Below are 14,313 nucleotides of genomic sequence, written 5' to 3'. Positions count from 1 at the left end.
CCCTCGCCGTCAGAACTCCACGGCGAAGTACTTCGGCTCCATGAATTCCAGGATGCCCGTCACGCCGCCCTCGCGCCCCAGCCCGCTCTGCTTGGCGCCGCCGAAGGGCGCGGCCGGGTCGGACATCAGGCCCCGGTTGATCCCGACCATGCCCGTCTCGATCCCCCGCCCCACGCGCATCGCCCGCATGATGTCCTGCGAATAGACGTAGGCCGCAAGCCCGTATTCAGTGTCGTTGGCGAGGCGGATCGCCTCCTCCTCGGTCTCGAAGCGGTAGATCGCGGCGACGGGGCCGAAGATCTCCTCGTGGGCGAGGGACGCGTCGGTCGGCACGTTCTCCAGCACGGTCGGGGGATAGTAGTAGCCGTGGCCCTCCATCGGCGCGCCGCCGGTGGTGGCGCGGGCGCCGCGCTCCTTCGCCTCGGTCACCAGGCGGTCGATCTTCTGCACCGCCTTCGTCGTGATCATCGGACCGCATTGCGTTTCGGGATCGTACCCCTTGCCCAGCTTCAGCGCCGCCATCCGCTCCGTCAGCCCCTGCACGAAGGCGTCGTGGATGCCGGACTGCACGTAAAAGCGGTTCGCCGCCGTGCAGGCCTCGCCGCCGTTGCGCATCTTGGCGACCATCGCGCCGTCCAGCGCGGCCGACAGGTCCGCGTCGTCGAACACCACGAACGGCGCGTTGCCGCCCAGCTCCATCGAGCAGCTGACGACCGTCTTGGCCGCTTCGGCCAGCAGCGTCCGCCCCACCCCGGTCGAGCCGGTGAAGGACAGCTTGCGCACCCGCGGATCGGCCAGCATGGCGGAGGTGACTGGACCTGGCTGCGTGGTCGTCAGCACGTTCACGACGCCCGGCGGCACGCCAGCTTCCGCCCCGAGGCGGGCCATCGCGTAGGCGGTGAGCGGGGTCTCGGACGCGGGCTTGAGGATCACGGTGCAGCCGGCGGCGAGCGCCGGGCCGATCTTGCGGGTCGCCATCGCGGCCGGGAAGTTCCAGGGCGTGATGAGGACGGCGATCCCGATCGGTTCGTTGATCGACGAGGATGTTGTGGGCGCCCGACGGCGTGTGCCGGAACTCGCCGCCGATGCGGGTCGCCTCCTCGGCGTACCAGCGGAAGAACTCGGCGGCGTAGGTCACCTCGCCGCGGGCGTCGGCCAGGGCCTTGCCGTTCTCCAGGGAGATGAGCAGCGCCAGCTCCTCGGCGTGCTCGGTCATCAGGGTGAACCAGCGGCGCAGGATCTCGGACCGCTGGCGCGGCGGCGTGCGGCGCCAGCCGGCCGCGGCGGCCTCGGCAGCGTCCACCGCCCGCATCGCGTCGTGGGTCGTTGCGTCGGGCACCTCGGCGAGCGTGCTGCCGGTTGAGGGGTCGGTCACGGGGATCCCCTGCCCCGGCATCCACTGGCCGCCGATATAAAGGCCCTCGGCGTGAAAGGTCGGATCGGCGTAGCCCTTGAAGGCGATGTCGAGCGTCATTCTTGGTCCCTCAGTTCGGTTCGAGAACGGCGAGTTCGCCGTGCCAGGCCGCGCCGACCAGCCGGCGCATGTCGTCCGCCGGCAGCGGGCGCGGGTTGTTCTGGATCAGCCGGGCGATGCCGCAGGACTGTTCGGCCACCCAGTCGAGTTTCTCCTCGGCCAGGCCGAGGTCGCGCAGCGTGCTGGGGATGCCGATCCGGCCGAACAGGGCCGCGACAGCCGGGATCACCTCGTCGCCGCGCCGCAGACCGATCGCGCGGGCGATCTCGTCCAGCTCCGGTCCGATCGCCGGCGCGTTCCAGGCCATCACGTAGGGCATCAGGCAGGCGACCCCGGCCCCGTGGGCGGTATGGATCAGCGCGCCGACGGGATACTGGATCGCATGGGCCGCGGCGGTGCCCGCGACGCCGAAGGCGAGGCCGGCCATCGTGGCGCCCAGCATCACCTTCGCCCGCGCCTCGGCGTCGCCGCCGTCCGTGCAGGCCCGCTCCAGCCCCTCCCACAGCAGGCCGATGGCGCTGAGGGCGAAGTGGTCCGAGGTCGCGTTCTTGCCGACGAAGACCCGCTCCTGCGCGATCCCGGGCGCCGGCGTGCGGCGGATCGCCGTGAAGGCCTCGATGGCGTGGGTCAGGGCGTCGGCGCCGGCGATCGCGGTCAGGCCGGGCGGACACGTCGCGGTAAGGTCGGGGTCGCAGATCGAGACGGTCGGGATGATGTGGGGCGAGGAGATGCCGACCTTCAGCTGCCGCTCGGAATCCGACAGGACCGCGACCGGCGTGACCTCGGACCCCGTCCCCGCCGTCGTCGGCACCGCGATCAGCGGCAGGACCGGCCCGGGCACGGCGAACTCGCCGTAATAGTCCTGCGGCCGGCCGCCGTGGGTCAGCAGGATCGCCACGCACTTCGCCATGTCGAGGCAGGAGCCGCCGCCGACGCCGATGACGAGGTCCGGGGCGAAGTCGCGGGCCGCCTCGGCGCTGGCGACCGCGGTGTCGACCGGCACGTCCGGCTGGGTCGAACCGTCGGTACGCACCGACAGGCCCGCCGCCTCGAGCTGCGAGACCATCGACCGAAAGGTCGTGTCGCCCGCCAGCCGCTCGTCCGTCACGACCAGGGCCCGCCGACCGAGGGTCGCCGCGATCCGCCCGAGGGCGTCGCGCTGACCGGATCATTCGATATCCTATCGGTGTTAACCTCCGCCCTGTCAAGAATGCTCGGGCTAGGGGGGGGACAGGCATGGCGTTGACAGCCGATCGCGACCTGAAAGGTGCGGTGCTGCGACCCTCGAGCATCGCCGAAAGCGTCCACGAGCGGATCTACGACCGCATCATGTCGCTGCAGATTCCGCCGGGCGCCCGCATCCCGATCGACGGCATGGCGCGCGAGCTGAACGTCTCGCAGACGCCCGTCCGCGAAGCCCTCGCCCGGCTGGAGCGCGAGGGTCTGGTCCGCAAGGCGCACCTCATCGGCTACTCCGCCTCGGCCCAGCTGACGCACAAGGAGTTCGACGACCTCTACAAGTTCCGCCTGATGGTCGAACCCGAAAGCGCGCGGCAGGCGTGCCTCAGGATGACCGAGGAGGCGATGGCCCGGATCGAGGCGGCCGCCGCCGACATGGAGAAGGGGGAGCAGCCGGTCGACCGCAACAGCCGCTATTCCCGCTTTGCCCGCGCGGACGCGCACCTGCACGACGAGATCCTGAAGGCCGCCGACAACGAGATCGTCCGCCAGGCGCTGAACGACCAGCACATCCACCTGCACATCTTCCGTCTGATGTTCCACAGCCGCGTCACCCAGGAGGCGCTGGAAGAGCACGAGCGCCTGCTCGCCGCGCTGCGGGCGCGGGACGCGGACGCGGCCTTCGAGGCGATGCGCGACCATATCGAGCGGTCGAGAGACCGCCTCGCGGCGGCGTTCGAATGATGCTCGCACGGACCGACATGGCCGGCGCCACCCTGACGCCCGAGCCGCCGGTGCTGCGTGCCGAGGGCCTGTCCAAGGCCTACGGCTCGATCACCGTGCTCAGCGATGTCAGCCTCGACATCCGGCGGGGCGAGATCCACGCGATCATCGGCGAGAACGGCGCCGGCAAGTCCACGTTGATGAAGCTGCTGTCCGGCCACGCCGCGCCCACCGGTGGCGGGATGGCGATGGGCGGGGAGCCCGTCGCCTTCGCCGACGCGGTGCGGGCCGAGGAAGCGGGCATCATCCTCGTCCACCAGGAGATCCTTCTCGCCGCCGACCTGACGGTGGCGCAGAACCTGTTCCTCGGGCGCGAGCTGACGCGCGGACTGGCCGTCGACGACCGGGCGATGAACCGGCGCACGGCCGAGGTGTTGGCGCGGGTCGGCAGCACCGCCCGCCCGACCACGCGGGTCGGCGACCTGCCCCTGGCGCAGCGCCAGCTGGTGCAGATCGCCCGCGCCCTGCTCGACGACCGCAAGGTGGTGATCCTCGACGAGCCGACGGCGATGCTCGCCAACGACGAGGTCGACGCCCTTCTCGGCATCGCCCGCTCGCTGCGCGACCAGGGCGTGTCCATTCTCTACATCTCGCACCGCCTCGACGAGGTGGAGGCGCTGGCCGACCGCGTCACCGTGCTGCGCGACGGCCGGATGATCGGCACCTGGGACGCGGCGGAGCTGGACCAGCGGCAGATGGCCGAGCTGATGGTCGGCCGCGAGCTGTCGGACCTCTACCCGGCCAAGCGCCCGCCCGCGACGGCCGAGCCGGTCTTGACCGTCACCGACCTGTCGGTGGATCACGGCCGCGTCGAAGGCTCCTTCGAGGTGCGGCCGGGAGAGGTGCTGGGCATCGGCGGCATGATCGGCGCCGGCCGGACCGAACTGATCGAGGGCCTCCTCGGCCTCAGGCCGTCTCAGGCGGGGTCCGTCACGCTGAACGGCCGTACGATCCCGCGGCTGGACGTCGGCGCGATGATGGCGGCGGGGCTCGTCTACCTGACCGAGGACCGCAAGGGGAAGGGCCTGCTCCTGAACGAGGGGCTGGGACCGAACCTGGTGCTGCAGGCGCTGAACCTGATCAATCCAGGCATCCGCCTCAACCGTCGCAAGGAGACCGGGGCGCTGAAGACCGCGGTCGACGAGTACGACATCCGCGTCCGCAGCCTGTCGGTCGAGGCGGGGCAGCTGTCGGGCGGCAACCAGCAGAAGCTGCTGCTGGCCAAGGTCATGCAGGCCGACCCCGCGGTCGTCATCATCGACGAGCCGACCCGCGGCATCGACATCGGCAACAAGAGCCAGATCTACCACTTCATCGACGATCTCGTGCGTTCCGGGAAGGCGTGCATCGTGTTCTCGTCGGAACTGCCCGAACTCGTCGGCCTGTCGGACCGTGTCCTGGTGATGCGCTCCGGCCGCTTCGTCGCCGAGCTGACGGGCGAGGACATCACCGAGCAGAACGTCGTCTACGCCGCCGCGAGCAGCGGGCGGGGCGGCGAAGGGAGGACACAGCGATGAGCAGCGCCGACACCACAATGGCCGCCCCGGAGGGAGAGGGCTTCCGCCTCCGCTGGGCCGACCTCGCGCCGTTCATCGCGCTGGCGGTGATCGTGGTCATCGGTGCGCTCATCAACTCCAACTTCATGGCCGCGAACAACCTGCTGAACGTCATCACGCGCACCGCCTTCATCGCGATCATCGGCGTCGGCGCGACCTTCGTCATCGCGACCGGCGGCCTCGACCTGTCGATCGGCTCGATGCTCGCCTTTGTCGTCGGCATCATGATCATGTCGATGAACGCGATGGCACCGGCCCTCGGCGTCTGGGCGATCCCGGCGGGCGCGGTGGTCGCGCTGATCGTCGGCTCGCTCTGCGGGCTGCTGAACGGGGTGATCATAACCGTCGGCAAGATCGAACCCTTCATCGTCACGCTCGGCACGATGGGCATCTTCCGCGCCTTCATCACCTGGATGACGGACGGCGGTTCGCTGTCGATCGACAACAGCCTGCGCGGCGCCTACCGGCCGGTCTATTTCGGCAGCCTGTTCGGCATCCCCTACCCCGTCGTCATCACCATCGTCGTCGCCCTGATCGGCGCCTTCGTCCTGTACCGGACGAAGTACGGCCGCCGGGTCACCGCCGTCGGCTCGAACGCCGACGTGGCGCGGTTCTCGGGCGTGCATGTCGGACGGGTGCGGACGATGGCGTTCGTGATCCAGGGTTTCTGCGTCGCGGTCGCCGCGATCTGCTACGTGCCGCGGCTCGGCGCCGCGACGCCCACGACCGGCCAGCTGTGGGAGTTGCAGGTCATCACCGCCGTCGTCATCGGCGGCACCCTTCTGCGCGGCGGCAAGGCCCACATCTGGGGCACCGTCGCCGGCGCGCTCATTCTCGAGGTCATCGCCAACGTCATGGTCCTGTCGGACATGGTGTCCGAGTACCTCGTGGCCGCGGTCCAGGGGGCGATCATCATCATCGCCATGCTGGCTCACCGCTTCACCAGCGCCCGCTGAACACGGCGCATTCTACCCAACGGAGGAGGAACGAATGAAACTCGATAGACTAGGCACGACCGCCCTGTCCGCCGCCCTGGTGGCGGGGGCCCTCGGCACCGCGGCCACCGCCCAGGACCGGGAGTTCACCATCGCGGTGTCGATCCCGGCCGCCACCCACGGCTGGACCGGCGGCGTCGTCTACCACGCCGAGCAGGCCGAAGCGCAGATCGAGGCGGCGTTCCCGAACGTCGACGTGATCGTCTCGACCGCCTCGTCGGCGACCGCGCAGGTCTCGGCGCTCGAGGACCTGTCGGCCACGAACGAGCTCGACGCGCTGGTGATCCTGCCCTTCACCTCGGAAGAGCTGACCGCGCCGGTCGAGACGGTCGCCGCCAACGGCACCTTCATCACCGTCGTCGACCGCGGCCTGTCCGACGATTCGATCCAGGACCTCTACGTCGCCGGCGACAACATCGCCGTGGGCGCGAACACCGCCGAATGGCTGGTGGAGCAGCTGGGCGGCGAGGGCCAGATCGTGGTCCTGCGCGGCATCCCGACCGTGATCGACGACGAGCGGATCCAGGGCTTCACCGAGGTCATCGAGCAGTCCGACATCGAGATCCTCGACATCCAGTATGCCAACTGGAACCAGGACGAGGCCTTCACCCTGATGCAGGACTACCTCGGCAAGTACCCCAACATCGACGCGGTGTGGGCGAACGACGACGACATGCTGCTCGGCGTGCTCGAGGCGGTGGACATGGCCGGCCGGACGGACGTGCAGTACGCCCTCGGCGGCAACGGCATGAAGCAGGTGATCGAAATGGTGATGGCGGGCGACGAGCGCACCCCGATCTCCACCCCCTACCCGCCGTCGATGATCGCCTCGGCGATGTACATGACCGCCGCCCAGTTCGCCGGGCAGGCGCCGATGCGCGGCTCGTTCCTGCTGGACGCGCCGCTCATCACCCCCGACAACGCGGACCAGTTCTACTTCCCCGATTCCCCGTTCTGATCCGATGAACCCTGCCGGCCGCCCCCCGTGGCGGCCGGCGGACCAGCCCGACTCCAGGAGGCCATGATGCCGGGCAAGAAGATCCTCATGCTCTGCGGTGAATTCACCGAGGAATACGAAATCTACGTCTACCAGCAGGGGATGGAGGCCGTCGGCCACACGGTCCACGTCGTCTGCCCCGACAAGAAGGCCGGCGAGGTGATCGCCACCTCGCTGCACGACTTCGAGGGCCACCAGACCTACACCGAGAAGCCGGGCCACAACGCCGAGATCAACAAGACCTTCTCCGAGGCCGAGGCCGAGCTGGAGAGCTACGACGCCGTCTACGCCGCCGGCGGCCGGGGGCCGGAATACATCCGGACCGACCCGCGCATCCAGAAGATGGTCAAGCACTTCCACGACACCGGCAAGCCGATCTTCACCATCTGCCACGGCGTGCAGATCCTGATGGCGGTGCCGGGCGTCCTGAAGGGCCGCACCGTCGCCGGCCTCGGCGCCTGCGCGCCCGAGGTGGTGGCCGTGGGCGGCACCTACTACGACGCCGACCCCAAGGAGGCCTACGTCGACGGCAACATGGTCTCGGCCAAGGGCTGGACCGCGCTCGCGGCCTTCATGCGCGAGTGCCTCAAGGTGCTGGGCACCGAGATCCGCCACACCTGACGGCCGGCGGCGCACCCGTCCGGCGCACCACGCAAGGGGCCGCCACGCGGCCCCTTCGCAGTGTCTGCGGACGGCTCGTCGTCCCTGACGCCTCGAATGTCCGCCCGTCCGGCAAGACGCCCGCTCGCCAGTGTCGCGTCGCTCTCCGCAGCCCCCTTGCGCGCCATCAGCAGCAGGATCAGCAGGATAAGGATGCGGGCAAAGTGGGAGGCGGCGATGTCGGCCGATCGAAGCCGAGGAGGCCACGACTTGTCGACCGAAGACGTGCTCCGGTTCCTCCAGAAAGCGTCCAGAAATGGAAAGAACAGGGAGCGCAGCAGAGTGACGTCGCATCCGCCGGAACCGGAGCATCGCCCTCTCCCGTGGTCGGAGTGGCAGGTTTGAATTCTCCGCCCTGTTGTTGATCCGGCGACCATCCGACTGCTGCCTGTCCTGCAGGTCGAGTTGCCGAAGGGCAGCGCCGTAGGTCCTGAGCCTGTCGTTCACGACGGCTTGCGCCCGGCCGTGGCGGCGCAGCAGTTTCTTCAGGAAACGCAGGGCTGCCGTGCCACTTCACCTCCGCCCATAGCGCGCTCCTGCCGCTGCTGGAGCCGTCCACGGCGTCCCGCGTCGTCTGCCCCCATCTCAACACCCGCGCCGACCTCAGCTGCGTCAGCTGGATCCTCTGCGCCAGCGGCCTGAGCGGCCTTTCGGCGCCGCTCCTGTCCCGCGTCAGCCGAGGCGCATCTCGACCTCGTTGGCCGGATCGCCCGGATGCCGGGCCACGCCCTGCCGGACCTGCGGTGGGTGGCGCGGACGGTCGAGGGGCTGGTGCGGATCGAAGAGAGGGAGTCGGCGCATTGACCGCTTCCCGGGTAATGCGACGGTTACACCCCGGACCGACAGCTTGTGGCCCCCGTGTTGCCCCGAGGTGGAAAGAAAACGACGCCGCCTCAGATCGCTGACGCGAATACTTAGCTGATTATGTGGTGCCCGGGGCGGGATGCACTCGCTTCCCCACCAAGTTTAAACAGTTGATCCCTATCGACATCAGAGAGTTCGAGACCCCGAAGAAGCGTAGGAGGAGATATGCTGGTTGATCAGCGTTGCGACGATCCGCCTAGATCGGTACTGGCGGCTTGCGGACTTCGAACGATCCGTGGGCCGACCTTGACCGAAGGCTCAGTGAGGTGGGCAACGACAGCTAACGCGAGGTGCGGTGGGCGTTAAGTCCCCATTGCGGCCGGACACGGGAAATCGGCACCGTGGCGCGAAGGCGACTCCGCGGGGCCAAGGTAGAGCATGTCAGGCCCGTGCAGTTTGGTGTCATTCGACCATCTGCTTCAATCGAAGAAGTCGCACGTCGGTATCGAGAGCAGGATCAGCGGCGACTATCTTGGCCAGCAGAGCGGCCGCACCATGAATTGGATCGGTTGGCACGTCTGGTATAATTCGATCCAAGATCGCCAAGGTCTCTCTGGGCCGCATGCTCGCCGCATCGTCCAAGTTCCGAAGGAGATGCATCTGCGGCCACCTCGCCAGCCGCCTTAGGTGAAGTTCAATGGCCTCCTGCGATCGTCCAGTAAGGGCGAGATCGACGAGCGCCAGTACCGCCATGTCGGTCTGCAAGGCGGCTTGCCGAGGCCAAATCGTACGGAAAAGACGGTCTAGGTCCAGGTCATCGCTCAGGAGTCGCCCAGCTTCGCGGATGGTCGCGAGGCGTATCGCCTCCCCGCCGCGCCTCAAGGTGTCTCGGAACGTTTCATCCTCCAGCGATCCGTCACTTCGCCGCCATGCAAGGATAAGTTGTCCGGCAATCCAGTTAGCTGCGCGGCCTTCCTGTGCCTTCAGAGCGGCGGCAAGTAGTATCGAGCGCACTTTGCCGAAAAGCGCCGAAGAGAATTCTTGGCTATCCCACAGGAAACCAGCGAGGAGGGCATCCCCGCGGGCGCCGTCGAGACCGAGCAAGAGGGAAGTTTCTACCCAGCCGGGCGCATGGGCGTGAAGATATCGTGCATGCCCGCCGAGGATCGTCCGGACATACTCGCCATGCGGATGTGGGAGGCGCAGCATCTCCTCGACCCGCGCTTGCCAGTCAACAGGAATTGCACCGCCTGCTGCGTCAGGCAGGCGAGGGTCGTGCATCATCGCTACTGCCACCTGTCCGGCGGGCGAATTGATTGCGAGAAAGGCCCAATCGGGGTCGGGATCGCTCGAACAAGGAATGTCGGCGAGCAACCGAACGAAGCGGTCCAATAGTGGATTCATGGCCAAGACGTTTGCGGCATCTTTCGACATCGACATGGCCCAATGCCCAATCGCCCACGGCTCGTGGCAGAGAATCTCGTTCGGGCAGACCCGGAGCAGGTCGAGGATTGGGTCGACCGGATGCTTGACTTCCACGGCCGCGACAAGAAGTTTGTGCAGAGCTTTTCCCCGATCTTCAGCGTCGGCGGTCGACCGGCGAATCGCGTCGCAGGAACGTTCCAGATCGGCGCGTGCCAGCCCAGAGAATGGATCAGTTTCAACAAGAAAATCGTCAGTCCGTCCGCTGTGTTCTAGAGCGACCGACACGACCTGCTCGACCGGGATCCCAACCAGCATGGCGTACTCGGTGTCGGTCGCGACCGCGCCACCGCGCGAGACGAGCGGGTCAATCGCTCGCACAATGCTATCCTCCGACCACCGGGGGGCATCGCGGCGCCATGCCACTTGGCAGGCGCGCCAATCGAGAGGCAGGTTCACCCCCTCGCGTGTCAGCCAGCCCACGGCCTGCAGGCGCAACCACGCACGCACCTCAGGTCGCTCGTCAGGAACTACCCAATGCAAGGTCTCGTCGCTTGGGCCGTCCCGCAGGCGCTCAGTGAGCCGCTCTCGGGCCGCCTCTGGCAAGTCGTCCCAGCGGTCGCGGATAGCATGGAGAAGGTCGCGCTGCATCCGCGAATACCAGAAAAGGTCGTCCGGCAGGTCCGTCATAATTGCCGCCGCAGCTGCGCCGTCAGACCGCTCGATGTTCAACGCGAGCCACAGCCGCAGACGGGCGAGGAAAGGTCCTTCGGGCCAAGCCGAAATGTGACGGTCGAAGGCAGCGCGGTCGATCGTGCGCAGCCGGTCAAGCATTGCACAGTAGCCAAAGACCGCAGCGCCGAGATCGTGAACGTACTCGTAGGTGGAACTATCATCGTCAGGTCGAACGAAAGGCGGCAGATTCGACAGAGCGAATAGTCCACGTCGCTCGGACACGAGGGTTCCGAGGCGGGCGAGGTTTCGGCCGAGCGCCTCCGCCACCGATTGGACCCATTCGTCGGGACAATCGATTCGCCAAAAGTCATCTCGATAGTCGATCTGGGTCGAAAACATCTTGCGCCGCAATACACCAGCTTCCTTCGGCGGCGGGGCGACTGAGAAGTCGGGCCGGACCCTGAGACGGGGTCGAGCCATGTCTTCGAAGCGGCTGACTGCGGCGCTCGTCCAACCCGTTCCAGCTATCGATTCCTTGAACTCGTACACGGCATGCGACGGCTCGTCGAACCGTGTCGGAGTTCGGTCAGCATCCCAATGCTCGTAAAGCATCTCCCAAGCCAAGGGCGCGTCACAGGGCCCCACGCCGCGGCGCAGTTCGCTACGCATCATCCAGCGGAAGCGACCCCTTGGTGCACCCTGCCGAGCCCACCACCAGAGAGAAGCAGGCTCGCCGGAAACTTTCGCGAGCCATGCCTCGATTGCCAAGATGCGGGGGGGCATGAGAGCTTCCTGTCTCCCCAGTCTCGACTGCGAAGGAACGGTCAGCTCCTGAAGGACTTCAGAGTGGTCCGTCTCAATCCAAGCGAACGCGTTCCAAGCGTTGGACGGCACCTCACGCTGTGGCCAATCCTGTGTGTGATCGAGCTCTGAATCCGGATCGTCATCCAACCCGTAGAGGCGCTGCGGATCGACCTTTGCCGCTTCAGAACTGTACGGGTCCGGCGCCTCGTAGCCTGGAGAGCCAAAGCGAACCAACGGGTCTAGTACGCAGACCCAATCGGCGGGCGGCGAAGCCTCAACGAAAGCGAGGGCACCCTCCCGCGATGAAAGAAGGTCCGCGACTTGCCCGCGCTCGTGTGGTGTAAGTTGACGCGGGCCTTTGCGAGCTCGTTTCGCGACTCCGGTCCGCCACGCGGCCGGATCGGCGACACGGTCAGCCCAAGCCTCCAGCGTGTCCCAGAGCAGCGCGTGTCCAGATGACACGTCGTAAGGCAGTGCTGTCACTCCTTTCGCCGCCCAGCGCCCCCCATCGTCTCCTGGATGGAACGCATAAGCCCTCCCGGTCGGCGCGCCAGCTCGCCGCAGACCTTCTAGCAGGTACTGCATCGGCGGGTCATCAGCCGAGTATCCAAGAAAGACGACCGTATGCCGCTCCAAGAGTTCCCGCATGAATCGTGCAGCCCAGCCGTCAGCGAGATAGGCCGCGCCAAAGCTGGCAGTCGAAAGAACTACGCCATCGGCCGCCATTCCCAATGCGTCAATCGAACCATGCAGCTTCACGATCCCATCGATGCTCGTTGGCAGGCCGGGCGGGAGATGGACCTTGGTCTCAGGCATCGCCGCCTCGAAGAGCCGATCGAAGTTCGTCGTCACGATTCTTGGCCCGCCTCCGCCACCGGAGGCAAGCTGCAGCACCGTGCGATGAGCCGAGAGGTCCACCCCCTCCGGCGCCTTCAGGCGCTCCGCCACGGCACGCTCGATCGTTTCGACGCGGAACTCGGACTCTAACTCGCCGAAGACCCGGTCAGCTGTCGCCAAGCCGCCGAACCCCGGGGGCATCAAGATTGGCGGATCGGCCGCTCGGATATCCGCCTCGGCCTCTAGTAGGCGCCCCGCGGGACCGTCCGGCGCAGGACGCAGGGTCTCAAGAACGCCAGCCAACAGGCCTTGAAAAGTCGGCAAACCCGCCCTCGCCAGCGATACGCCTGCGCCGCAGACGAAGACCGTCCGTCCAGCGTCGGTCGCCGAAAGGAGCATGGAAGGCAGAGCAGGCCCGCTGGCGTGGAAGCGCATGATCTCGAACATGGTGGCCAAGGGGGCGATGGCCAAGAGGGCGGCGAGTGATACTTCAGGATCCGGCGACCTGCGGACCGATCTCGATGTCGTATCGGCTTGTAACGAGCTGTCACAGAACGTGGCGGGAAAATTTATTTCACTGTGCCTTTTTCGATCAGGCAGGACGTGAAGAATCAATCGCCCCAATAAAACGGGATTTCACGACAATCAGATGTGACAAGATGCGAATGACACAAATCGTGACATCCGATCGTAGCGCAGTTAGCGCCTTGAAATCCTCATGACTCGGGTCGAAATTCGGCTGAAGAGGAGGCGGCATCGCCACCTGCAATAGCAAGGGAGGCGAGATGGTCCGAGTTAGAATCAGCAGGCGCGGCGCACCGCAAGAACGGTACACCTACGATGGAAGCAACGCATCCGCGGAGTTCCCCGGCGCCGCCGCCAAGGTGCGGAACGTGTCTGTTGTTCTCGCCCAGAGACTGGCTGCCAATCAATTTGCGGAAATTCGGAATAGCCGAAACCAAATCCAACAATGATCGAGGAGAACCATGAAGTATGTGGCATATGGTCGGCATTCCACCGACAAGCAAAACGAACGGTCCACAGCAGATCAAATATTCGAAGCAAAACGGTTCGGTGATAGTAAAGGATGGACGTTTGTTCGATCATACGCAGACGTCGCGGTGTCAGGTTACACAACCTTCGGCCGAGACGATTTCGCAACGATGCGGGAAGACGCCCGAAATAGAGATTTCGATTGTATCGTCGTTGAAGATGTAGATCGGCTTAGCAGGAACATTGGCGATCTTGCGAAGTTTCACGAGCTAGTGGAATACCTCGGGGTCGTCATCTATAGCTTGTCCAAGGGTGGCTTCGTGAGCGACATGGATATCGGCTTCAAGGGTACGATGAGTGCCCAATTCCTTCGCGACCTTTCGCAGAAAACGAAGCGTGGCCTGGCCGCTAGAATTCGGGCCGGACGATCGGCCGGAGGGATCTCCTATGGCTATCAAACAACTTCCGAGATTGGGGTTTTGGCCATCGATCCCGAAGAAGCTGACGTTGTGCGCCGAATTTTCGAAATGTATGCTGGTGGACATTCGCCCCGGCAAATTGCGGGAGTGCTTAACGCCGAGGGTATCCCGGGTGCTCGTGGAGGCGTGTGGAACGCGAGCACGATTAATGGCAGCCGTCAACGAGGAGTGGGCATTCTAAGAAATACACTCTATATCGGTAGACGAGTATGGGGGAAAACGGAAAAAATTCGAAATCCGGAAACAGGCCGGAAGATAATCCGACCGCAGGTTGGAAACGAAAAGCTATTCCACGAAGTTCCTAACCTTAGAATTATTAGCGATTCGCTCTGGGAGCAAGTACAGGGCCGAATGCCAAATCGGATTAACGGAAAGCAGAGGACGAGAACTGACTATCTGCTTTCTGGATTGATGAAGTGTGGAGAGTGCGGCTCGTCATATATTTCGATGGGAGGCGGGAAGTACGTAAAGTTTGGCTGTAGTGCCCGGCGGGAACGCTCGACGTGTTCGAATCGTCGCCTCATCAGCCGATCTCTGCTCGACAACGCTGTTTTGTTCGCGATCCGCGATCGCCTTCTCGACCCGCAGTGCGTTGATCCGGCGCTTGCGGCCTTCAAATCTGACCTTCAGAAACGCCTCATCTCGATCGAGACTA

At 65.7% G+C, this 14,313-nt stretch carries 8 protein-coding genes and 4 pseudogenes; 6 read left to right on the top strand and 6 right to left on the bottom strand.

Translation table 11 applies throughout. The features are described from left to right. Window positions 1–9: 9 nt before the first annotated feature. From A37W_RS20565 to A37W_RS20560, 3 genes and pseudogenes are all read right to left on the bottom strand, one after another. Window positions 10–1,005 (bottom strand): NAD-dependent succinate-semialdehyde dehydrogenase, encoded by a 996-nt coding sequence (locus A37W_RS20565; protein ID WP_229666011.1) that lies wholly within the window; start codon window positions 1,003–1,005, stop codon window positions 10–12. Between the two features lie 112 nt (window positions 1,006–1,117). After that, window positions 1,118–1,396: pseudogene (locus tag A37W_RS24185) on the bottom strand (aldehyde dehydrogenase family protein); the annotation flags it as partial. Between the two features lie 88 nt (window positions 1,397–1,484). Next, a pseudogene (locus A37W_RS20560) lies at window positions 1,485–2,627 on the bottom strand (iron-containing alcohol dehydrogenase); the annotation flags it as partial. 119 nt (window positions 2,628–2,746) lie between these two features. On the opposite strand from A37W_RS20560, the gene A37W_RS0100205 reads away from it, so the two are divergent. The 5 genes from A37W_RS0100205 to A37W_RS0100185 all read left to right on the top strand — a co-directional run bounded on the left by A37W_RS0100205 (window position 2,747) and on the right by A37W_RS0100185 (window position 7,605). After that, on the top strand, window positions 2,747–3,397 hold the full coding sequence (locus A37W_RS0100205) for a GntR family transcriptional regulator (protein WP_211206620.1): 651 nt from the start codon (window positions 2,747–2,749) through the stop codon (window positions 3,395–3,397). Between the two features lie 17 nt (window positions 3,398–3,414). Then, a complete protein-coding gene (locus A37W_RS0100200; RefSeq protein ID WP_026198203.1) occupies window positions 3,415–4,953 on the top strand; it encodes a sugar ABC transporter ATP-binding protein in 1,539 nt (512 codons plus the stop codon). After that, window positions 4,950–5,948, top strand: a complete 999-nt coding sequence (locus A37W_RS0100195) for an ABC transporter permease (protein ID WP_018300997.1) — start codon at window positions 4,950–4,952, stop codon at window positions 5,946–5,948. The genes A37W_RS0100200 and A37W_RS0100195 overlap by 4 nt, the downstream gene beginning before the upstream one ends. A 34-nt stretch (window positions 5,949–5,982) precedes the next feature. Next, complete coding sequence (locus A37W_RS0100190; RefSeq protein WP_018300996.1) at window positions 5,983–6,945, top strand: substrate-binding domain-containing protein; 963 nt, start codon at window positions 5,983–5,985, stop codon at window positions 6,943–6,945. Window positions 6,946–7,011: 66 nt separating this feature from the next. After that, complete coding sequence (locus A37W_RS0100185; protein ID WP_026198202.1) at window positions 7,012–7,605, top strand: DJ-1/PfpI family protein; 594 nt, start codon at window positions 7,012–7,014, stop codon at window positions 7,603–7,605. A 327-nt stretch (window positions 7,606–7,932) separates the two neighbouring features. Here the strand turns inward: A37W_RS0100185 and A37W_RS24490 are convergent. From A37W_RS24490 to A37W_RS23090, 3 genes and pseudogenes are all read right to left on the bottom strand, one after another. Continuing rightward, window positions 7,933–8,148 (bottom strand): annotated as a pseudogene (locus A37W_RS24490) (DDE-type integrase/transposase/recombinase); the annotation flags it as partial. Window positions 8,149–8,316: 168 nt separating this feature from the next. Beyond that, complete coding sequence (locus A37W_RS24485; protein WP_268237569.1) at window positions 8,317–8,445, bottom strand: hypothetical protein; 129 nt, start codon at window positions 8,443–8,445, stop codon at window positions 8,317–8,319. 465 nt (window positions 8,446–8,910) lie between these two features. Next, window positions 8,911–12,633, bottom strand: coding sequence for an SIR2 family protein (locus tag A37W_RS23090; RefSeq protein ID WP_156169275.1), 3,723 nt, complete (start codon window positions 12,631–12,633; stop codon window positions 8,911–8,913). 539 nt (window positions 12,634–13,172) lie between these two features. On the opposite strand from A37W_RS23090, the pseudogene A37W_RS24620 reads away from it, so the two are divergent. Then, window positions 13,173–14,210, top strand: a pseudogene (locus A37W_RS24620) (recombinase family protein); the annotation flags it as partial. Between the last annotated feature and the right edge of the window lie 103 nt (window positions 14,211–14,313).

The sequence above is a fragment of the Wenxinia marina DSM 24838 genome, from assembly GCF_000379485.1.
In the GTDB taxonomy this organism is placed as follows: domain Bacteria; phylum Pseudomonadota; class Alphaproteobacteria; order Rhodobacterales; family Rhodobacteraceae; genus Wenxinia; species Wenxinia marina.
Note: the sequence above shows the minus strand (reverse complement) of the source record. Positions and strands in the feature narration are given on the sequence as shown.